Annotated in this window: 22 protein-coding genes; 9 read left to right on the top strand and 13 right to left on the bottom strand. The window is 66.1% G+C overall.

The features are described 5' to 3' along the window. Positions 1-3: 3 nt before the first annotated feature. The 3 genes from RIC54_RS14875 to RIC54_RS14865 all read right to left on the bottom strand — a co-directional run bounded on the left by RIC54_RS14875 (position 4) and on the right by RIC54_RS14865 (position 2,918). Complete coding sequence (locus RIC54_RS14875) at positions 4-1,524, bottom strand: HAL/PAL/TAL family ammonia-lyase (RefSeq protein ID WP_350084974.1); 1,521 nt, start codon at positions 1,522-1,524, stop codon at positions 4-6. Next, positions 1,521-2,522: an ornithine cyclodeaminase family protein gene (locus RIC54_RS14870; RefSeq protein WP_350084973.1), complete on the bottom strand. Its 1,002-nt coding sequence runs from the start codon at positions 2,520-2,522 to the stop codon at positions 1,521-1,523. The genes RIC54_RS14875 and RIC54_RS14870 overlap by 4 nt, the downstream gene beginning before the upstream one ends. A 72-nt stretch (positions 2,523-2,594) precedes the next feature. Next, positions 2,595-2,918 carry a YkgJ family cysteine cluster protein gene (locus tag RIC54_RS14865; RefSeq protein ID WP_350084972.1) on the bottom strand — a complete coding sequence of 108 codons (324 nt, stop codon included), beginning with the start codon at positions 2,916-2,918 and terminating at the stop codon, positions 2,595-2,597. 635 nt (positions 2,919-3,553) lie between these two features. On the opposite strand from RIC54_RS14865, the gene RIC54_RS14860 reads away from it, so the two are divergent. Further along, complete coding sequence (locus RIC54_RS14860) at positions 3,554-4,141, top strand: hypothetical protein (RefSeq protein ID WP_350084971.1); 588 nt, start codon at positions 3,554-3,556, stop codon at positions 4,139-4,141. 343 nt (positions 4,142-4,484) lie between these two features. After that, a complete protein-coding gene (locus RIC54_RS14855) occupies positions 4,485-5,183 on the top strand; it encodes a class I SAM-dependent DNA methyltransferase (protein WP_350084970.1) in 699 nt (232 codons plus the stop codon). 7 nt (positions 5,184-5,190) lie between these two features. On the opposite strand, the gene RIC54_RS14850 is transcribed toward RIC54_RS14855, so the two are convergent. The 4 genes from RIC54_RS14850 to RIC54_RS14835 all read right to left on the bottom strand — a co-directional run bounded on the left by RIC54_RS14850 (position 5,191) and on the right by RIC54_RS14835 (position 7,971). Further along, positions 5,191-5,418, bottom strand: a complete 228-nt coding sequence (locus RIC54_RS14850; protein ID WP_350084969.1) for a hypothetical protein — start codon at positions 5,416-5,418, stop codon at positions 5,191-5,193. A gap of 115 nt (positions 5,419-5,533) precedes the next feature. Further along, complete coding sequence (locus tag RIC54_RS14845) at positions 5,534-6,289, bottom strand: MauE/DoxX family redox-associated membrane protein (protein ID WP_350084968.1); 756 nt, start codon at positions 6,287-6,289, stop codon at positions 5,534-5,536. A gap of 17 nt (positions 6,290-6,306) precedes the next feature. Further along, positions 6,307-6,789, bottom strand: a complete 483-nt coding sequence (locus RIC54_RS14840) for a DUF305 domain-containing protein (protein WP_350084967.1) — start codon at positions 6,787-6,789, stop codon at positions 6,307-6,309. Between the two features lie 153 nt (positions 6,790-6,942). Next, complete coding sequence (locus RIC54_RS14835) at positions 6,943-7,971, bottom strand: trans-3-hydroxy-L-proline dehydratase (RefSeq protein WP_350084966.1); 1,029 nt, start codon at positions 7,969-7,971, stop codon at positions 6,943-6,945. A 145-nt stretch (positions 7,972-8,116) separates the two neighbouring features. Between RIC54_RS14835 and RIC54_RS14830 the strand changes: the two genes are divergently transcribed. After that, positions 8,117-8,785, top strand: coding sequence for an RT0821/Lpp0805 family surface protein (locus RIC54_RS14830; protein WP_350084965.1), 669 nt, complete (start codon positions 8,117-8,119; stop codon positions 8,783-8,785). 64 nt (positions 8,786-8,849) lie between these two features. Continuing rightward, positions 8,850-9,017 carry a hypothetical protein gene (locus RIC54_RS14825; protein ID WP_350084964.1) on the top strand — a complete coding sequence of 56 codons (168 nt, stop codon included), beginning with the start codon at positions 8,850-8,852 and terminating at the stop codon, positions 9,015-9,017. Here RIC54_RS14825 and RIC54_RS14820 read toward each other — a convergent pair. Further along, the gene (locus tag RIC54_RS14820) at positions 9,011-9,886 is read right to left on the bottom strand and encodes an alpha/beta hydrolase (protein WP_350084963.1); all 876 of its coding nucleotides are present in this window, start codon (positions 9,884-9,886) and stop codon (positions 9,011-9,013) included. The genes RIC54_RS14825 and RIC54_RS14820 overlap by 7 nt on opposite strands. Next, positions 9,883-11,103 carry an OpgC family protein gene (locus RIC54_RS14815; RefSeq protein ID WP_350084962.1) on the bottom strand — a complete coding sequence of 407 codons (1,221 nt, stop codon included), beginning with the start codon at positions 11,101-11,103 and terminating at the stop codon, positions 9,883-9,885. Before RIC54_RS14815 ends, RIC54_RS14820 begins: the two co-directional genes overlap by 4 nt. A 271-nt stretch (positions 11,104-11,374) precedes the next feature. Here RIC54_RS14815 and mdoH point away from each other — a divergent pair, with 271 nt between their 5' ends. The 3 genes from mdoH (at position 11,375) to RIC54_RS14800 (ending at position 14,900) form a co-directional block, all read left to right on the top strand. Next, on the top strand, positions 11,375-13,264 hold the full coding sequence (gene mdoH / locus RIC54_RS14810; protein ID WP_350084961.1) for a glucans biosynthesis glucosyltransferase MdoH: 1,890 nt from the start codon (positions 11,375-11,377) through the stop codon (positions 13,262-13,264). Positions 13,265-13,332: 68 nt separating this feature from the next. After that, complete coding sequence (locus RIC54_RS14805; RefSeq protein WP_350084960.1) at positions 13,333-14,118, top strand: creatininase family protein; 786 nt, start codon at positions 13,333-13,335, stop codon at positions 14,116-14,118. After that, a complete protein-coding gene (locus tag RIC54_RS14800; protein WP_350084959.1) occupies positions 14,115-14,900 on the top strand; it encodes a RibD family protein in 786 nt (261 codons plus the stop codon). Before RIC54_RS14805 ends, RIC54_RS14800 begins: the two co-directional genes overlap by 4 nt. On the opposite strand, the gene RIC54_RS14795 is transcribed toward RIC54_RS14800, so the two are convergent. The 4 genes from RIC54_RS14795 to RIC54_RS14780 are packed head-to-tail and all read right to left on the bottom strand — an operon-like array spanning position 14,884 to position 18,139. Then, positions 14,884-15,666 carry a class I SAM-dependent methyltransferase gene (locus RIC54_RS14795; RefSeq protein WP_350084958.1) on the bottom strand — a complete coding sequence of 261 codons (783 nt, stop codon included), beginning with the start codon at positions 15,664-15,666 and terminating at the stop codon, positions 14,884-14,886. The two genes, RIC54_RS14800 and RIC54_RS14795, sit on opposite strands and share 17 nt — an antisense overlap. After that, positions 15,663-16,724, bottom strand: coding sequence for a glycosyltransferase family 4 protein (locus RIC54_RS14790; protein ID WP_350084957.1), 1,062 nt, complete (start codon positions 16,722-16,724; stop codon positions 15,663-15,665). The genes RIC54_RS14795 and RIC54_RS14790 overlap by 4 nt, the downstream gene beginning before the upstream one ends. Positions 16,725-16,730: 6 nt before the next feature. Next, a complete protein-coding gene (locus tag RIC54_RS14785; RefSeq protein WP_350084956.1) occupies positions 16,731-17,129 on the bottom strand; it encodes a 6-pyruvoyl trahydropterin synthase family protein in 399 nt (132 codons plus the stop codon). Positions 17,130-17,137: 8 nt separating this feature from the next. Then, positions 17,138-18,139 (bottom strand): zinc-dependent alcohol dehydrogenase, encoded by a 1,002-nt coding sequence (locus RIC54_RS14780; protein ID WP_350084955.1) that lies wholly within the window; start codon positions 18,137-18,139, stop codon positions 17,138-17,140. 213 nt (positions 18,140-18,352) lie between these two features. On the opposite strand from RIC54_RS14780, the gene RIC54_RS14775 reads away from it, so the two are divergent. Together RIC54_RS14775 and RIC54_RS14770 are read left to right on the top strand one after the other, a co-directional pair. After that, the gene (locus tag RIC54_RS14775; protein ID WP_350084954.1) at positions 18,353-18,961 is read left to right on the top strand and encodes an NUDIX domain-containing protein; all 609 of its coding nucleotides are present in this window, start codon (positions 18,353-18,355) and stop codon (positions 18,959-18,961) included. A 62-nt stretch (positions 18,962-19,023) separates the two neighbouring features. After that, the gene (locus RIC54_RS14770; protein WP_350084953.1) at positions 19,024-19,368 is read left to right on the top strand and encodes a RidA family protein; all 345 of its coding nucleotides are present in this window, start codon (positions 19,024-19,026) and stop codon (positions 19,366-19,368) included. The last annotated feature ends 31 nt before the right edge of the window (positions 19,369-19,399 follow it).

Raw genomic sequence — 19,399 nt, 5'->3', positions numbered from 1 at the left:
CGCTCACACGGCGGCCAGCAGGTCGTTGGCGATCGTCTCGAACCGGCCTTCGGCAATCAGGAAGTCGAGGGTGCGGATGTCGGAGGCGGTCGCCCGGTCCTCACGCAGCATGACGACACGCTCGCGCACGGCGCGGTGGACGTCAGTGGTTCCGGTGCCGAGCACGGGAGCATCGCGCAGATCGCAGGCCTGAGCGGCGATCATCAGTTCGATCGCTGCCAGCGTCCGGATCCGGGTGACGATCTCGCGCGTCTTCTCGACCGTCGACAGGGCGAGGGTGGCGACATCCTCGACCCCGTCGGCGACCGGCATCACCCAGACCGGCATCGGCATGGCGGCGTGCTGGATTTCCGCCATCAGGGCCGAGGCGGTCTTCTGCACCGGCGCGAAGCCGCTGTGGCCGTTCTGGAGCGGGCTGAGGAAGCGCGGCAGGCTGCTCATGCTGTCGGACATCAGCTTGTGGGTGCGCATCCCGATGGTCGGTGCGACACGGGCGAGCGCCAGGTTCAGTGTCGCGAACGCCTGGGCCAGATGGGTGGAGTCGAAGTTGGCAGTCGGAACCACGCCGACGCCCGGAACGATCGCCGGGTTGTCGTCCGAGGCATTGAGTTCCAATTCGACCGCCGCGGTGGCGGCTTTCAAGGCGGCGGCCGCACTGCCGTAGACCGAGGCCACGCACCGAAAGCTCAGCGGATCCTGCAGGCGCCGTGCCGCTCCTGGCTGCGTCAGATCGCCACCGTCCAGCAACCCCAGCAGCGTGGACGCGACCGCCGACTGGCCGGGCGCCGGCCGCAGCGCGACCGACTCCGGGGCCAGCGGCGCGACATTGGCGCGAAACCCTTCGAACGACAGGGCCACCGCGGCAACCAGACCACCCAGCGCCTCGGTCGCCTCGATTACGGCCAGGGCGCCAAGGCCGGTGGATGCCGCGTTCGATGACACCAGTGCCAGGCCGTCCTTGGCGACCAGCGCAGGCGGCACGATCCCGGATCGTGCAAGGGCGTCGCCTCCGGCCAGAACCTCGCCGCGCCAGCGCGCCTCGCCGGCTCCGGCCACGACCGAGCCGATATGCGCCATGGCGGCCAAGTCGGCTTCGCCCAGCGACGCGGTCATCGGCACCAGCGGGTTCACCCCATGCCGCAGCAGGGCAAGCAGGCATTCCGCAACCGGCGGCGACACACCCGAGCGCCCGACCGCGAAGCCGGCGAGACGGGCGGTCATCATCGCGCGCACTTCGGTGTCGGTGGCGATGCGTCCGACCCCTACCGAGCGGCCAAGCACGACGCGGCGCTGCCGTTCGGCATCGTCGGCGGCAACCACAGTATCGGCGACCGCGCCCAGCCCGGTGGTGACGCCGTAGATCCTGGTCCCAGCTGCCGTCTGTTCGAGCAGCGTGTTGTGGCTCTCGGCGATGCGCCGGCGGGCGGCATACGCCAGCGCCGGATCTGCCCGGCCGCGCGCCACCGAAGCCACCGCCCGCGCGGTCAGCGGCTCATCGCCAAGGGTTGTCCTCGGTTCGGTCATGCGAAACGCAACCGCTGGCCGATGCCGAGGCGCTGGCTCTTCTCCAGCATGGCATGGCCAAGGGCGATGTCGGACAGCGACAGGCCGCGATGCCACAGCAGGATGGTCTCGTCGTCGTTCTCGCGGCCGGGCTTCAGGCCGGCGACGATCTGCCCCAGTTCGGCGTGCAGGGTCTGCTCCGACAGTTTGCCGGCTTCGACATGGGCGCGCAGGCTGCCGAACTGGCCGCCTTTGCACTGTCCCCAATCGTCGACCACCAGCTTCGCCATGATGTCGGTCAACGACAGCTCGACCGCGCTCATGGTGCCGTAGGGGATGACCAGGGCGCCGGGCTTGATCCAGTCGGTCTTCAGGATCGGCTCGGGCTGGCTGAGCCGGGAAGCTTCGACCACGATGTCGGCGCCCTCCAGGCAGCTCTTCCAATCGTCAGTGACGATCACCGGCTTGCCGAGATCCCGGGTCAGGCGCTCGCCAAACGCCTCGCGGCTTTCCGGGCGGCGGGAATGCACCCGGATCTCGTCGAAGTCGAACAGATGGTCGAGCAGCCGGACGTTCCAGTAGGCCGTGCCGCGGGCGCCGATGTGCCCGAGGATCCTGGAGCTCTTGCGGGCCAGGTACTTGGCGCCGATCGCGGTCACCGCGCCGGTGCGCATGTCGGTGATGCCGCTGGCGTCCAGGATGGCCCGCGGTGCACCCATCCGCGGATCCATCAGCAGCAGCACGGCAAGCTCGGACGGATACCCCAGTGTGTAGTTGTCCACGAAATCGCCGACCACCTTGACGCCGGCAAGGTCGACCGGTGGCTTCAGCGCGCCGCGCAGCACGTTGAAGTGGCCGTTTGCCACCTTCGGCTCCAGGTGCATGCGTGGCTCGATCACCGCCTCGCCGCGGCCCTGCACGGCCAGTGCGGTCTCGATCGCCTCCAGGATCTCGTCGTTGGTGAGCTTGAGCTCCTCGACATCCAGGCGGTTCAGGTAGGTGATGTAGATCGGGTCCATGGCTGCGGGCTCCGTCGGTTGATCGGCAGCGGCCGCAAAGCTTGTGCGGGCAGGGCGCGGATGTCGATTCCCCTACGCCCCGGCTGCGACCTCGATTGGCGACATTCCATGCCTCCGGCGGGCCATCAGGCATTCCTCGTCACCCGGCTGGCAGGACCGGCAGACCACCGGCCGTACCTCGTAGATCGAGCAGGCCGTCGCGACCCCGATGTCGCCGTCCAGCGCTGCGCAGCGGTCACCGTGGCATTTCATGCCGCCCTGATCCTCGTCGACCAGATAGCGGGGTATGCGTTCGATGTCCCCGTCGTCCTCGATCGTGAACCGAGGCCAGCTTCGGGAATAGGCGCAGCAGGCACCGCAGGTCTGGCACGGCGAGATTTCTTGGTGGTCGGGCAATCTGGTGCCTCGAAGGCTGCGGGTGGCCCGGCGACGCGATCCGGAGCGGCAGCAGGGTATCCCCGACCACCGGCGGTTCCCAGGAAAACCGGTCGATGACCGCGCCCGACCGGCCGGATGCATAAGTTATGGCCCGCGCGACTTAGCTTGGGCGCCTGAATGCCCTGTGATATCGTCAAAAAAACATCCGTTGGTTTAGGCGCTCGTGAATGTCGCTCCGTGACGGATGTGTTGGGCGGGTCGCCGGGGGGCGGGACATTGGACACGGAGAAAATTCGGGAGAGGCTGCAGTTCATCCGTCGGGCGCTTCGGTCGCAGTTTTCGCGAGGCTACCAGCCGGTCTCGCTACTAACGTGGATGAGAGCGGTCGAGGATCTCGATACCTTGATGCTTCGTGTGCGGAGCGGACCGCTTTCGGTGGTTGGCGAAGGGGAACTGATTGAGCATCTGAGGGTTATTCGGGCATCTGAAGCGGAGATTTTGGCGCGTGCTAGTGACACAGATTCTCCCGAGAATGTGGAGGTATTAGCTTATTATTTTAACGAATTCATATCGTTGGAGTACTTTATTGGTTCGGTGTATTATGTGTCACTGCCGCCGCGGGATGATGATCCTCCGACCAGAGGGTGAGACGAGTGAAACAAGCGACCTCAAAGTCGATTCGAACGAGCGATGCTCCCAAGGCCGACACGGCCTATGACCTTTGGGCGGACGCTGAGCGATCGGCCCGGTATCATGCCGAGAGGGCTGGCTTCTTTGACGCCATTCACCGAACCTTAAACTTCATTGTGTTTGTGACGGCAAGTTCTGCTGCGGTCAGTGTCGCAACACAATGGCTGTCGACTCCAGCCTACAATGCGGTCTTTATGCTTCTTCCGGCGGTCATTGCGGCCATTGAGGCGGCGTTCGGGATCAGTACAAAGGCCCGGCTTCATGACAGTCTGAGGCAGCGGCTTTTCGCATTGGCTGGGCGTATTGACCGTTTTGAAGACAGTTCCCACAGGATCCAAGAGTGGCACAACGAACTCTATGCGGCCTTAGCCGATGAACCGCCTACCGTTTACTACGCACTGAATGCGGCTTGCTACAACGCGGTTGCTCAAGTCATTGGCGCTCCTGGGGTGCGATACAAAAAGATTCCACCTTGGAAGCTCGCGTTGCGCAATATCTGGCCATTTCACCACGCTGATTTCCCGCGGATGGATCGGCCCTCAGGGTCGTAGTGCGTCGGACCGGACAGAATCTCCTCAACTTGATGTTCGATCGACCAATGGCCTGCTTCCGTTTGGGTCTAACCGGTAGCTTGCTTTCCCGTTGCTCGCCGCCACTGCACGCACTCGACGATCGAGCTCAGCTTGGTTGGGTTGGTCTTGGTGAATTTGGCTGAGAATCTATTCTTGGCAGACACGGTCATCGTCTTGCGCGACTATCCGAGCATCATCATCCTCGGTATCGGCGAAGACAGGGTCGCGGGGCTAAGCACGAGAGAGGTTGCATAAGTTATGCGCGGCAGCGGCCGGCCGGTGTGGGCTAACATCGCGGCTTCCTCAGCGAATGAGTGCCGCAATGGACTTCCGTCCCTTCGATACCCGCCACTACGAGACGGTTCCGGTCAAGGTTGGCTACAGCGAATGGGCCGCCACCTACGAGGGCACCGTTGTCGATCTGCTTGACTTGCGTCTGCTCGCCGACCTTACGAGCATCGACTGGCAGTCGTGCCGACGGGCTGCCGATCTGGCCTGCGGCACCGGCCGGACGGGTGTGTGGCTGAAGCAGGCCGGGGTTGCCGAGGCGCATGGCATCGACTGCACCCCGCAGATGCTGGAGATGGCACGGAGGAAGGGGGCTCACGACCGGTTGGTCCTGGGCGATCTCTCAGCGACCGGCTTCGACGGAGGCGCGTATGACCTCGTCGTCACGTCGCTGGTCGACGAGCATCTGGCGGATCTGCGGCCGTTGTACGCCGAGGCCCGGAGGTTGCTGGCGCCGGGCGGCCGGTTTGTCCTGGTCGGGTACCACCCGCATTTCCTGATGATGGGCATTGCCACGCATTTCGACCGGGCACCGGGACAGCCCGTCGCGATCGAAAGCCATGTGCATCTCGCCAGCGATCATGTGGCTGCCGCGCACGCTGTCGGTCTTCGGCTTGGCGAGATGGTCGAGGGGGTGGTCGACGAAGCCTGGGCCAGCGTCAAGCCGAAGTGGTTCGCGAAGTACCGCAGCCACCCGGTCAGTTTCGCAATGGTTTGGCAGGGACCGGGCTGATCGACGTCTACAGTGCGAGCTCGGCGTCGCTGCGCACCACCTTCACGACCAGGCGCTTGGCATCCTCGTCCTCGATGCCGATGGCTGCGGCGACATACATCGAGGCGGCGATGATGGCTTCCATGTGTGCCTTCAGCTTGGAGCCTCCGCGTTCCATCGTTTCCTGCGCCGTTTCCAAATAGGCCTCGCGGATCAGGTCCAGGGTGATGCCGTCGAGGTTCTCCAGCTTGGTCATGGTACGCTCCCGAGCGGGGTGGTCCCCCGACTCTGGCTGATTCGGATGAATGAATTGCTAAGAGGACGTGCTGATTGTCCCGCCAATGCGGAGTTTACGGAACGAGCCCCGATCCCTAGAGGAACCGATCCTTCGCCACCATCCACACCGCCATGCCGACCATCATGAGGTTCTCGGTCAACGAGACGGCTCCCAGCGGCACGTTCGTATCGCCGCCGACGCAGGCGCATTTGATTTCGCGGCGATCCACATAGACCGCCTTGATTACTGAGACCGCGCCGACCGTGCCGATGAACAACGCCACGGGAGCGGCCAGCCAGATCACGGCGCCGGCAATCATCAGCACGCCGGCCAGCGCCTCCGCAAATGGGTAGACGTAGCCGTAGCGCACCCAGCGCCGTGCCAGTAGGTCGTAGTTCAGAAACATCGTCGAGAAACCCTCGACGTCGCGCAGCTTCTGGATGGCGAGGATGCACATGCTGAAGGCGATGAACCATTCCGCAGTCCGCACGGTCAGGACGGAGTCGAAAGCCGCCCAACTGGTTGCCAGCGCCATCGCCGCGGCCGTCGCGAACACCGCAACAATGGGCTGATAGGTGACGTCATCGCCATCGGCGACCTTCAGGCCGAAATACCCGCGCAACTCGTCATGACCGCCGATCCTGGCGTCGCCGATGAAGGTCTGGGGCGTCGTGTCGACCCCATGCCGGTCCTGGAACGCATCGGTCTCGGCGCGGGTGGTCAGGTGATGGTCTTCGACCTCGAAACCGTGACGCTCCAGCAGATCCTTCGACTTCAAGCCGTACGGGCAGACATGGTCGGGCATGACCATACGGTAGAGGCGGGCGGTCTTCGTCTCTCCTTCCGCCATGGATGTCTCCTTGACTGCTATTTCCCATCGATCTCGGGCGTCGCCGCCGGTCCGCCGTTGAGGTCGGCGATCAGAGCCTTCATCTCGGCGATCTCGAGGCGCTGAGCCTTGATGATCTCATCGGCCAGGTGGCGCACCCGGGGGTCACGGATCTCGGCCCGCTCGCTGGTCAGGATTGCGATCGAGTGGTGCGGGATCATCGCCTTCATCCAGGAAACGTCCTGGACGGTCGCCTGACTGCGCAACAGGAACAGCGCGGCGGCGAAGACGATGATGCTGCCTGCAAACACCGCGATATTGGCCGAGCGGTTGGTGTACATGCCGAGCATGAAGGCCAGCATGATCACGGCCATCGTGGCGCCCATGTAGAGCGCCATGTAGCTGCGGGTTTCGCTGAAGAACACGTGATCGATCGCGTAGGTGTTCAAGTACATCAGGCCGAACATGACGATCGTCGACGTCGCGATCATCGCCAGGAAGCGGATGTAGGATCCTTTCACAGTTTCCTCCCGGTCGGGTGTCGGGTGGCGGCAATGCGCCGATGTCACATCTGGGAGGAATCACCTTCCTGCGCAGGAAGGTTCCGTAGATGTTGAATTTTGATGCTGGGGGTGCGGCGTAGGACCGGCTCGGTTCCGCCGCTGTCCTGCGCCTCAGGCACCGGGCCAAGTGTCGCTCAACCGGTAGCCTTGGGGCCAAGGATCGCTCGGATCGACCATCAACTGCCTTGTGTCGGTGATCCAGGCACGGCCTTCGATCGACGGCGTGACCCAGGTCTTGCCGGCACGCTGCTCGACCGCCTCGATGCGGCCGTCGAACCGGGAGTCGATCAGCGAGGTGGCGACGAACGGCTGTCCGACGGCGAGTTGTCCACGGGCGTGCAGCACCGCCATGCGCGCTGAGCAGCCGGTGCCGGTCGGGGACCGGTCGATCTTGCCGGGCCGGATGACGACGGCGTTCTTGCCTGTATAACCGTCGTTGAGCGGAAGGACCGGTCCCGCCACCTGGCAGAACGAATAGTGCGTCCACTCCGGCAGATCGGGATGGCTGAAGGGCAGTTGTTCGGTCGCGGCCGCGGTGATCCGGGTGCCAACCGCCGCGATATCGCGTGCTTCATCGGGGGTGAGCGCGAAACCGAGGTCGGCAGCCGGCACGATCACGAAGCTGTCGCCTCCGAACGCGGTATCGACGGTGAGGGTGCCGAGGCCTGCCACCTCCATCGTGGCGTCAAGCCGGTCGGCGAACGACGGGATGTTGCGGATCCGCACGCGCTCGACCTTCCCGCCACGACAGGTCGCGGTCGCCTCGACCAGGCCGCCCGGTGCTTCCAGCAGCATCGTGGTCACCGGCTCGGTCATCGGGACGATACCGGTTTCCAGCAGGACCGTGGCGACGCACAGGCTGTTCGAGCCCGACATCGGCGGCGTGTCCGCCGGCTCCATGATGATGAAGCCCATGGCGGCCCGCGGGTCCTTGGGCGGGACCAGCAGATTGACGTGCCTGAACACTCCGCCGCGCGGTTCGTTCAGCACCAGGTTCCGCAGCTTCGCGTCGCGGGCGATGAACCGTGACTGCTCCCACAGCGTGCCACCTGGCGGCGGGGCGACGCCCCCGACGATGACGTCGCCGACCTCGCCCTCGGCGTGGCAGCCGACGATGTGGATGAGGGTGGAACTGCGCATGGGACCTCCACGGAAAGCTGCGAAACGATGCCCGGTCGTGGCTGGCCGTGCGACGGAAATCGACTGAAGCGTCGTTTGGACACTGGGGAACCGGGATATCCGCTGGCGGTTCGTGTGCCAGCGTCAACGTGAACGGAGGTTGTCCATGCGACCGATCTCTCGCCGGTTTGCAACCGCTGCGGCGGTTCTGATGATCACGGCGGCCCCTGTGACGATGGCCTACGCCGATCCCCCGCCCTGGGCACCGGCCCATGGTTGGCGTGCCAAGCATGAACATCGGCACAAGCATCGGGACAGGCATCGCGAAGTGCATGTCTATCATCACTACGACCGGCCGAACCGCTATGCCGGACCCACGTACTATGACCAGCCGGTGATCGTTACCCGAGGTGCGTCCTACGGATGCGATCGGTCGATGCTGACCGGGAACAAGACCCTGCTGTCGCAGATCCTGGGCGGTGCCGGCGGTGCCGTCGTCGGTGCGCAGTTCGGCAAGGGCAATGGCAAGCTGGCCGCGACCGCCGGTGGTGCGCTGCTCGGCGTGCTGCTTGGAACCGAAATTGGCGGCTCGCTCGATGCCGCCGATGCGGCCTGTGCCAACCAGACGCTGGAGTTGGCGGACACCGGACGCCCGGTGGTCTGGAACAACCCGGACGCGGGCGCGCAGTACACGATGACTCCGACCCGAACCTACGAGGCTTCCGGTACTTTCTGCCGGGAGTACACCACGCGGGCCCGCGTCGGTGGCCGCTCCCAGGAGGCGTACGGCACGGCCTGCCGTCAACCCGACGGCAGCTGGCGCATCGTTCAATAGGGAACCGATGGCACGCTACTTGCGTTGCCTTGAGCAGAACAGGCGCTGCACCCAGGAGGGACAGATGCGACACTTGCCGAAGTTCTCTGACGATTATGGGCCGATGACGGGCGAACTGATGAGTTCTGCGATCCTGTCAGCCGATCACGAGGAACTGATCGACGCCTATGGCGACGACTGGTCGCTTGCGGAAACCGACGAAGTCGAGGTGTTCGGCGTCACGACTCACTGAGCAGCGGAGCGGTCGGCGCGGATTACCGCGCCGATCCACCGCAGCACGGGCGCCAACTCGTCGCGCCAGAGACGCCATTCATGGTCCCCATCATGGACCCGCAACTCGGCGGCGTGGCCGGCTGAACGGGCGGCTTGAAAGAACCGCAGCGTGCCGCGCCACAACCCGAAACCGTCATCGTCCCCGGTCATCAGGTAGAAGGCCGTTGGCGCACCACTGGTCCGGTCGGCGAGTGACGTCAGCGGCGTAAAGACATTGCGCTCGTTGAACACTGCCGGCTGCAGCGGGTCGCCGAACGCACCGGCAAAGAACTGGATCTGGAAGTCTGGAAACGCCGCGGCATCGTCGACATCCTCGAAGATCGCCGGGCTCAGCGCTGCCGCCGCCCGGAAACGGGTCGGATGGTGCACCGCCAGATGCAGCGCTCCATACCCTCCCATCGATAGGCCGGCGACGAAGCGACCGGCGCGCCGGGTGTCCGTCGGGTAGCTGCGGTCGACCGCGGCCATCAGGTCGATGGCGATCGCGGCATCCCAGTTGCCATAGCGCATTGAGTCCACGTACCAGGAATTGCCGACGCCCGGCATGATGATCAGCATCGGCACCGCATCCGGCTCGGCAAACACCGCGTCTGCGGTCGACAGGACATCGGCGTTGGTCCAGTCGCGCTGATTGCCACCGTAGCCGTGCAGCAGATACAGCACCGGCAGGGGGCCACCGTCATGGTCCGGGTGAAAGACGACCGCCGGCAGGTCGCGACCCAGCGCCGGGCTGTGAAACGTGCGACTCTCCAGCGTGCCGGCCGAAGCCGGGCCTACGGCGACGGTTGCAAACAGCGCCGCACCGGCAAGGACGCTCCGAGTGGTCATTCCGCGGGGGCGACGCCTGCCGGGTAGCTAGCCGAAGAGTGGGCGGTGACGGCCCGGCGTTCCTGCCCGGCGGCTGTCCGCGCGGCGTGTTCGGCCTCGCGCCGCCGCCAGGGTTGGCGCTTCAGGAAGGTGCACCAGTACGCAAACCCGATCAGGATCGACAGGCCACCCAAATTCACCAGCATCAGCGTCAGCGGAGTACGGCCGATGACATCGAGAACCATGCCGGCGATCCGCGCAAGACCCATCGACAGCAGGAAGATCGGCAGCGAGTTGCGGCCGACGGTGATCAACGGCCGGGCCCAGTCGGCGAGCAGGAGGTGTTCGCGGCCCTTCACCAGGGCGATGGCCAGATAGGCGAGGGCCAGGAAATGGAGGTAGCGCAACAGGCCGAAATCCGTCTTGTCCTGCCACACCCAGATCACCTCGCGCAGGGCGCGCAGGGTATCGAAGTTCTGGGCGGTTCCCCAGTGCGCCGCCGGGATCGTCAGCACCACGAAGCCGCCCGCCAGCCACAACAGCGGCCGGGAGATCGGCGGCGGCGACACCCACCCCATCGAAAGCCCGAAGCCCGTGAAGAACAGCAGCTGCCAGGCCATCGGATTGAAGAACCACTCGCGGTCCGAGAACGGCTCGGCCGGCACCCCCCAGCCATACAGCCAGTTGGCCGTATACAAGGCCGCACAGAACGTCAGCCCTGCCCACGGATGGATTCGTGACAGCGCCATGACTACCGGCACCAGGACCAGGGCACCGATGTACATCGGAAGAATGTCGAAATAGTTCGGGACGTAGCTCAGGGTGAACAGGCCGATCAGCCCGTCCATCGGATTCTGAATGAACCAGTGCAGATTCAGTTGCTCCACATAGTCGTTGCCCAGCAGGCGGGTTCCGACGACCACAAGCGCGGCGATGAAAAAGAACATGCCGAGATGCGCCGCATAGATCTGCCAGACCCGATACCCGATCCGCGCCGTGCCATAGCCGAAGCTGGCTTTGACGAATGTTCCCCCGAACGCGATTGCCGCGGCAAAGCCGGAGCAGAACACGAACATCTCGGTGGCGTCGGACCAGCCGAACCGCGCCGGGATGTATTCGTTCCACAAATTGTCGGGAACATGCGCGATGAAGATGATGAGCATCGCGACGCCGCGAAAGAAGTCGAGCCGCGGGTCGCGTACCCGAAGACCTCCTGGTGCGGGGGCGCTCGCCGCCATGTGAAAACCTCGTCATCAGCGCTGTAGACCGGAACAGCCTAAGAGATCGGGTGCACCTTCGGCCAATCAACTCGGATCAAGCCTTCTGACGGGATTGTGAGGGATTGGAACTGCGGAGACCGGGGCCCGGTCAAGCAATTCAGTTCATATCGCCTCACGATCCCGTCATGCCTTTTTTGCGCATCTGGATTCGCGCCATGCGGGCCCACATAGTCCGGCACGATTGGGACGCCCGACAGCCGGGCCATGCCGCCGTGAAAGGACGCCAGGGATGTCCAGCATCGATCTGCCGTCGCACTCCAGCACGAATCTGGCGCCGGATGCCGATCGCATCATGCTGCGCCGGCGCATCGGGTTCTTCACCCTGGTGTCGGCCACCTGTCTGGCGCTGTTCGGGTGGATGACCCGACTGGTCGGTGCCGACGGCATCGACGTGTTCGACGCTCTGATCCTGGCAATGTACGGCGGCACGCTGCCCTGGGTGGTGATCGGCCTGTGGAACGCCGTGATCGGCGTCGCCCTGATCTACCTGAGGCGCGATTGGCTGCAATCGGTGGTGCAACTGCAGGGGCTGGAAGACACGAGCAGCCCCATCACCACCCGTACCGCCATCGTCATGCCGGTGTTCAACGAGGACCCGGAGCGGGTGTTCAAGCACCTGCGCGCCGTCGAGGCATCGTTGGGGCGCAGCGGTCTGGCCGAAGCGTTCGAGCTGTTTCTGCTGTCCGACAGCAACGTGCCGGCGATCTTCGAAGAGGAGGAACGGCGTTTCGAGCAATGGCGCCTGACCTCGCCGCACCCGGAGCGTCTCCACTACCGGCGCCGGCTGGAGAATGCCCGGCAGAAGGTGGGCAATCTCGAATCGTTCTGCGACAGCTGGGGGGGCGCGTTCGACCACATGCTGGTGCTGGACGCCGACAGCCTGATGTCCGGCGACGCCATCCTGCGGCTGGTGCGGCTGATGCAGCACAACCCCCGGCTCGGGATTCTGCAGACCCTGGTGGTCGGGCTGCCGGCAGCCAGTGCGTTCGCCCGGGTTTTCCAGTTCGGCATGCGCCACGGCATGCGCACCTACACCACCGGCAGTGCGTGGTGGCAGGGCGACAGCGGTCCGTACTGGGGCCACAACGCCATCCTGCGCCTGGCACCGTTCATCCAGCACTGCCGCCTCCCGCGCCTGCCCGGCGAGGGGCCGCTCGGCGGCGAGATCCTCAGCCACGACCAGGTCGAGGCCGCGTTGATGCGGGCAGCCGGCTACGAGGTGCGGGTCCTGCCGATCGAGGGCGGCTCCTACGAGGAGAACCCGCCAACGTTGCCGGACTTCATCAAGCGCGACCTGCGCTGGTGCCAGGGCAATATCCAGTACTTCCGGCTGATCAGCTGGAAGATCTGGCGCCCGCTCGGTCGCCTGCAACTGGCGTTGGCGATCCTGATGTACCTGTCGCCGGTGATGTGGATGGGCTTCCTCCTCACCGGCCTGCTGCGGATGGTGGCGGTCACGCTGTTTCCCGAGACCAATTTCGCTTTCATGGAAGCGGTCTGGGAGCGTGCGAACTCGAGCGAGGGCATGGCCCTGTTCGCCACCATGATGACCATCGTGTTCGCACCGAAGATCTTCGGGGTGCTCGACGTCATGCTGTCCGCCGCAAAGCGGCGGCGGTACGGCGGTGGCGGCCGGATGATGCTGGGCACCGTCGTGGAGTTGCTGTTCGGCGTGTTGCTGTCCCCGGTCATCGCCGTGGCGCAGACCGTGTTCGTGATCGGCCTGATGTTCGGCAAACGGGTGCAGTGGAATGTCCAGGCGCGCGACCTGCGAACGGTGGCCTGGGGTCGTGCGGTGCGCGGATTGTGGGTGCAGACCCTGTGCGGGGCCGTGTTCGCGGGTGCGCTTTGGGCATGGGCGCCGGGGGCGTTGCCGTGGGCCACTCCCCTGCTGGCGGCGTGGCTGCTTGCGGTGCCGTTCGCCGTGCTGACCTCTGATGCCGGGCTCGGCCGGTGGCTTCGGCGCATCGGCCTATGCGCGGTGCCCGAGGAGCTTGATCCGACGGTTGAAGTCGCCGAGGCCATGACGCCAGCCCCGTTGTCGAATCTCGGCCCCGCAGCCGCATTGGCACCGACGATGACGCTGCACCACACCGTGCCCTCTCGGCCGGACGTCTGAGTGACGGCGCGCACGCGGACGAGGCTCTCAGTCTTGACGTCGGTCTGCCCTCGGCGTTCTGTCACGGCATGACGTGGCGGCACTGGGAACACCTGACGACAACCGATCTGGCGGGCGGCGCATACCGGAACGCGGTCGCCGTTCTGCCGGTTGCAGCTGTTGAGCAGCACGGCCCGCACCTGCCGCTCGGTACCGATGCCATCCTGACCGACGGCGTGCTCGATGCTGCGCTGCCTCGCCTGTCGGATACGGTGGACGTGCTGCGCCTGCCGACCCAGCGGATCGGCCTCAGTCCCGAGCACGCCAATTTTGACGGCACGCTGTCGTTCGGCGCTGAGACTCTTATTGCGCAATGGACCGCGATTGGCCGGGCGGTGGCACAAGCCGGAATCCTTCGTCTGGTGCTGCTCAACGGGCATGGCGGACAGACGGCGCCGGTCGACATCGTGGCAATGCGGCTGCGGTCCGAGTTCGGGATGACCGTGGTGCGCTCGACCTACTTCGCGCTGATGGGCGCTCATCCGGCGATCGACGCGCGCGAGCGCGCTTTCGGCTGGCATGGCGGGCTGGTCGAGACCGCGCTGATGCTGGCGATCCGCCCGGATCTCGTCCGGGACGGCGAGGTCGCCGATTTTCGCTCGGTCGCCGAAGACATCGCGGCAGATCATTCGGTTCTGCGGGTCGAAGGCGAGACCGGCCTGGGCTGGATGGCAGAGGACCTGAACCGGTCCGGGGCGACCGGCAATGCGGCGGCGGCGACCGTTGAGATCGGCCGGGCCCTGCTCGATCAGGCGGCGGGCCGGTTGGCGACACTGCTCACCGAACTGCACGCCTATCAGGGCATCGCCCGGTGAGCAACGCGTGGTCGACCATCCGGGTGGCGATGGCGACTGCGCGAGCGGTGCGACGAGGCGAAGCGCTGTTCGACGATCTTGACCGAACACTGCAATCGCTTCGAACCCGTGGCGACCTGCCGCCGGCCGGCGGAGCGCTGCTCGATCTGGTCGCCCTGGCGGCCCGTGGTCCCGTGGCGGTCGGGCAACTGGGTCAGACCCTGGACGGCCGCATCGCAACGGTCAGCGGCCATTCGCACTACGTGAACGGTTCCGAGGCGCTGGATCATTTGCATCGCCTGCGTGCCCTGGTGGACGCGGTGGTGGTCGGGGCCGGTACCGCCGTCGACGATGATCCGTCGTTGACCACCCGGCGGGTCGAGGGGGCCAACCCGGTGCGGGTGCTGCTCGACCCGTCCGGCCGGGTGCCGGCGGACCGCAAGCTGTTCAAAGACGGTCAGGCGCCGACGTTGGTCAGCGGGCCGGCGCGGCCGGGGGCCGAAAGACTCGGCACGGCTGATGACCCGGAAGCCCAACCGACACCGCGCGACGTCCTGGCCGCGCTGTCGGCCCGCGGCCTCGACATCGTGCTGGTGGAGGGCGGAGCGAACACCGCGTCGCGTTTTCTTGAAGCGCGATGCATCGACCGGTTGCACCTCCTGGTGGCGCCGACCCTGCTCGGCTCGGGGCGCCCCGGTATCGTGCTGCCGGAGGTGATGACGATGGACGGTGCACGCCGGTTCGACAGCCGCCGCTACACCCTTGGGGACGACACGCTGTTCGACCTCATGCCAGTGGGGTGATCAACTGGTCGACATGCCCGACAGTCAGTCGGGCGTGGCGGTCCATTGACCGGCTTCGCCAATCGCCAATCGCCGCGCTTTCGTCCGGTGCGATCTCAAGCGCAGCGGATGCCCAACCGTCGACCAACGCCTGGCGCATCGCCGTCTCATTCGCCTCGATGATCCAGTCGCTGGTCTCCTGGACCACCTGCTGTCGGGCCAGTTGCGCCAACATCGGGGCTGCATCGGGACCCAGGGCAGGGCCGAAGCCCTTGTCGGACCGTTGGTGGCGGTTGACCAGTTCCAGAATGCGGTCGTCAAGCGGTTCGGATGGCTCCCATCGGGTTCGCCCATCATAGGTCAGGACCACCAGCAGGGCGGCACCCAGCGTATCGACGCGGGCCACCAGGCGCTGAAGCCAGGCCGCCGATACCAGGTCGACCAGGGCAGACGCCGTCACGAGATCGGTGCCGACGGGAAGCGCGTCCTCCAGGTCTGTCGCGAGATCGACGGTCTGGACGGCGACGGACGGTGCCGCGCGCTGCGCCGCCTCCAGTAGCGCCGCGTCGGCGTCAGCCAGGGTCCACGTTTGTTCGACGGGAAGGCGGGAGTGCAGGTGTCGACGGTTGTTGCCGGAACCCGCACCCAGATCGACCACGGACAGCGGCCGGCCGGTCCGGGCGACGCGCTGCGACGTCCAGGTCGCAAGCCGCTCCTCCAGTGCGCGGGATCGTGCCCGAGTGTCGAATCCGGCCCGCAGGCCCAGCCAGTCTTCCGAGAAGCTCACAACCCCTCCGTCGCGGCGATGGCGAACTCGGCCGCCGTATCGGACCATCGGCGCAGTCCGGCTGCTGCACGGATCGCACCAGCTGACAGCCGATTGCGCTCGGCAGGATCATCGAGGACGCGGGCGAGGGCGGCAGTCAATGCGCTCAGATCGTCCGGCGGGACCAGGATCGCCGCTTCGGACGGCACGGCCTCCGGTATGGCCCCGGCGGTAGTGCCGATCACCGGCAGGCCCCACCGCACCGCCTCGACGAAGGCGATGCCCCAGCCTTCGTGGCGGCTGGGCAGCACGAACAGGTCGGCGCGCCGCCAGAATGGTTCCAGCCGGTCGTGCGAAACCGCGCCGTGCAGGGTGATCCGGGTGCCGAGCCGGCTATCGGCAATCCGGTCGGCCACCCGGCGCGCGTAGTCCGGATTGCGGGCATCACCGACGAAATCGGCGGTCCATTGCCGGTCGGCGAGGTTTGCCAGAGCCCCAACCAGCAGGTCCTGGCCCTTGCGCGGCACCAGGGTGGCGACCGTCAGCAGCCGAACCGGTCCGTCGGGACTGCGGGTCTCTCGGAACGCGAGATCGATCAACCCGTCCACGCCGGGTGGCACGGCATGAACGATCGATCGATCGATCCCGAGTTCGGCCAGACGCGTGACGGTGGTTCGGCTGGTTGTGATGATCCGTCGCGCGACCGCCAGGGCCGCGACTTCGGCGTGCAGCCAGCGGGTGCGCTCGGCAGCATCGAGCCCGGTCTCGTCGCCCAGCGGGTGGTGGACCAGGGCCACCAGGGCCAGCCGGCGGGCGTGCGGCCGGATTACCTCGATCAGCGGCGCGAATCCGAGGCCGTCGACCACGACGATGGCATTGTCGGGGATGGCAGCAATCGCCGCTGCCGCTTTGGACAGCGTGTCGCTGTCGGTTGCCGGAAACGGGCCGTCGATCCTGACCACGGCACCGAGGCATCCGGCCTCGGCCAGACCACGAACCGCGTGTCGGTCGTAGACGAACCCGCCGGTCGGCGTGTCCGGATCGCCCGGTATCAGGAAATAGACCGGGGCACGCTCCATGCCGGCTCAGAGGTTGCCGCTGTAGCCGGCGGAAGCGACATGCGACTCGTTCAGCACGACCTCGATCGAAGCGATCTCCGATGCCGGCCGGCCAAGCGACCCGGCGCGTGCCGCGGCAGCCAGCTTGTCGAACACCGCCTTCGCCAGGAATTCGGTGGTGGTGTTGACGCCGGCGAACTCCGGCAACTCGTCGAGATTGCTGTAGGCCCAGGGGGCGAGCGTGTCCTTCAGCGCCTGATGGGCGGCGCCGATGTCGATCACCACGCCGTTCGGATCCAGTTTCTCGGCCCGGAATGTCACGTCGATCACGTAGGTGGCACCATGCAGCGCCTGGGCCGGGCCGAACAGGGCGCCGCGAAACGAATGTGCGATCATCACATGGTCGCGGACGGTAACGGTGAACATCGCAGCATTCATCCTTCGGCGGCGGGGAAGCGGACGCGATGACATAAGGCGGTCATCCGGCCATCGGCAAGCGCTGCCATTGTGGCCGGCAAATCGGAGAACCGGCTCTCACCATCGATCAAGATGTCGAGAACCGGGTCGGCCAGAAGTTCCAGCGCCTTGGCCATGCGCCGTGCGTAGCTCCATCGTCCACGCTGGGCGGTGGCGACCGAGCCGGCCTGACTGGACCGGATGGTCAGCCGGCGGGAGTGGAACGCCTCCCCCAGCGGTACCGCTACCGGGGTCGAGCCGTACCAGCTGAGATCGACGATGGTCGCCTCGAAACCCGCGAGCCCGAGCGCGGTCACCAACCCGTCCGGATGGCCGCTGGCGTGGACCACCACGTCGAACTCGTCGCCGGACGGCGGGGCCTCGGCAAAGCTTAACCCCAGCGCCCCGGCCACGGCACGCCTGGACGGGTCGATGTCGAGGGCGAGCACGTCGGTTCCGGGTATCCGCGATGCCAGCCAGGCGACCAGCAGGCCGACTACGCCCAGGCCGATGACGCACACCCGGTCGCCGGGCCGGATGGCGGCGTCCCACACCCCGTTCAGCGCCGTTTCCATGTTGGCGGCCAGCACCGCTCGCGATGGCGGCAGGGCGACGGGCAATGCACTGACGGCCTCGGCCGGGACGACGTAGCGGTCCTGGTGTGGATGCAGGCAGAACACATCGCAGCCCGACAGTTCGCGCGGCCCTTCAACGACGCGACCGACCGAGCAGTAGCCATACTTGACCGGTCCGGGGAACTCGCCGGTCTGGAACGGACAGCGCATCGTGGTGCGTTGGCTGACCGGAACCCGGCCCGCGAACACCAGGGCCTCGGTGCCGCGGCTGATGCCGGTGTACAGGGTCTCGACCAGTACGTGCCCCGGACCGGGACCGGGCAGCGGTTCGGTCCGGAGCTCACCCTGGCCGGGTCTGGCGATCCAGAAGGCGGTCGCCTGGGCCTCTGTCGTCGCTGCCTGCATGGCTCGCAGTCTCCGGTTCGTCCGCTGGGTCGCTCGGATCGGCGCCCGGTCCACTGCTGTACGACGGCGGGCCCGGAGCGTCGAGGGTGTCGGGCCGAAGGTTGCGCCCGGCTGCTGAACGGACCGTGCAGTGTTGCCGGCGGAGGACGGTTCAGCCCTTTCGGCTGCGCCGTTGGAACGGTATGGTCGCGCCGCAATTGCATGAGGGTCGAAATGGCCGACCAGCAACGCCGCGGGCCTTGGACCATACGGAACACCCGCCAAGTGTACGACAACCCCTGGATCGGGGTCGCCGAACACGATGTGATCCGCCCGGACGGCAGCCCCGGCCTGTACGGCGTATGCGCGATGAAGGGCATCGCCGTCGGCGTGGTGCCGATCGACGCTGACGGTTCGACCTGGCTGGTCGGCCAGCACCGCTTTCCACGCGACTATTATTCATGGGAACTGCCCGAAGGCGGTGGCGACCCGGCGCTGCCGCCGATCGAGTCCGCCCAGCGCGAGTTGCGCGAGGAGACCGGTATTACGGCGCAGGGCTGGCAGGAACTGCTGCAGCTCGACTTTTCGAACGCGGTAACCGACGAGATCGGGTTCGGCTTCCTGGCCTGGGGCCTTGACGCCGGTGCCACCGATCCGGACGAGGGCGAGGTCCTGGAGATTCGCCGCCTGCCATTCCGCGCCGCACTGGAGATGGTCATGTCCGGCGAGATCCGTGACGCGTTCTCCCAAGTCATGCTGCTGAAGGTCGATGCCCTGGGCCGGCGCGGTGAACTGCCCGACCCGGTTGCGAGCGCTCTCGGCTACGCCCGGCAGGACGTTTGACAGAAGCAGCGCGGAGCGCTTCGTTCCGTGCCTCAGAACGACCCAACCCCCAGGAGACCCCCATGATCACCAGACACATGCGCACGCCAATCATGCACCGCGCGGTCGAGCACGCCGGCACGGTCTATGTCGCCGGCGTGATCGGCGATGACGTGACGCAGTCGATGAAGGGCCAGACCGCATCGGCCCTCGCCAAGATCGAGAAGGTCCTCGCCGAGGCGGGCACCAGCAAGAAGAACCTGCTGTCGGCCACCCTCTACATCACCGACATGAGCCAGAAGGGCGCGATGAACGAAGCCTGGAACGAATGGCTGGCGCCCGACGACCTGCCGGCACGAGCCACGATCGGCGTGGCCGACCTCGGCGAGAACGTGCTGATAGAGATTGTCGTTACCGCGGCGCGCTGAACATCCGGGGCGGCCTGCGCGGCACCGATCT

Source organism: Thalassobaculum sp. (genome assembly GCF_040219215.1).
GTDB lineage: Bacteria > Pseudomonadota > Alphaproteobacteria > Thalassobaculales > Thalassobaculaceae > Thalassobaculum_A.
The sequence above is the reverse complement of the archived record's forward strand: the minus strand, read 5'-3'. Positions and strand labels throughout refer to the sequence as shown.

Bases quoted from the DNA above. Each gene is read 5' to 3' on its own strand.
- RIC54_RS14785 (WP_350084956.1), bottom strand. From the start codon at position 17,129: ATGTTCACCGTTACCGTCCGCGACCATGTGATGATCGCACATTCGTTT.
- RIC54_RS14825 (WP_350084964.1), top strand. From the start codon at position 8,850: ATGCGACACTTGCCGAAGTTCTCTGACGATTATGGGCCGATGACGGGC.
- RIC54_RS14830 (WP_350084965.1), top strand. From the start codon at position 8,117: ATGCGACCGATCTCTCGCCGGTTTGCAACCGCTGCGGCGGTTCTGATG.
- RIC54_RS14775 (WP_350084954.1), top strand. From the start codon at position 18,353: ATGGCCGACCAGCAACGCCGCGGGCCTTGGACCATACGGAACACCCGC.
- RIC54_RS14805 (WP_350084960.1), top strand. From the start codon at position 13,333: ATGACGTGGCGGCACTGGGAACACCTGACGACAACCGATCTGGCGGGC.
- RIC54_RS14770 (WP_350084953.1), top strand. From the start codon at position 19,024: ATGATCACCAGACACATGCGCACGCCAATCATGCACCGCGCGGTCGAG.
- RIC54_RS14780 (WP_350084955.1), bottom strand. From the start codon at position 18,139: ATGCAGGCAGCGACGACAGAGGCCCAGGCGACCGCCTTCTGGATCGCC.
- RIC54_RS14870 (WP_350084973.1), bottom strand. From the start codon at position 2,522: ATGGACCCGATCTACATCACCTACCTGAACCGCCTGGATGTCGAGGAG.
- RIC54_RS14875 (WP_350084974.1), bottom strand. From the start codon at position 1,524: ATGACCGAACCGAGGACAACCCTTGGCGATGAGCCGCTGACCGCGCGG.
- RIC54_RS14850 (WP_350084969.1), bottom strand. From the start codon at position 5,418: ATGACCAAGCTGGAGAACCTCGACGGCATCACCCTGGACCTGATCCGC.
- RIC54_RS14820 (WP_350084963.1), bottom strand. From the start codon at position 9,886: ATGACCACTCGGAGCGTCCTTGCCGGTGCGGCGCTGTTTGCAACCGTC.
- mdoH (WP_350084961.1), top strand. From the start codon at position 11,375: ATGTCCAGCATCGATCTGCCGTCGCACTCCAGCACGAATCTGGCGCCG.
- RIC54_RS14790 (WP_350084957.1), bottom strand. From the start codon at position 16,724: ATGGAGCGTGCCCCGGTCTATTTCCTGATACCGGGCGATCCGGACACG.
- RIC54_RS14845 (WP_350084968.1), bottom strand. From the start codon at position 6,289: ATGGCGGAAGGAGAGACGAAGACCGCCCGCCTCTACCGTATGGTCATG.
- RIC54_RS14855 (WP_350084970.1), top strand. From the start codon at position 4,485: ATGGACTTCCGTCCCTTCGATACCCGCCACTACGAGACGGTTCCGGTC.
- RIC54_RS14835 (WP_350084966.1), bottom strand. From the start codon at position 7,971: ATGCGCAGTTCCACCCTCATCCACATCGTCGGCTGCCACGCCGAGGGC.
- RIC54_RS14815 (WP_350084962.1), bottom strand. From the start codon at position 11,103: ATGGCGGCGAGCGCCCCCGCACCAGGAGGTCTTCGGGTACGCGACCCG.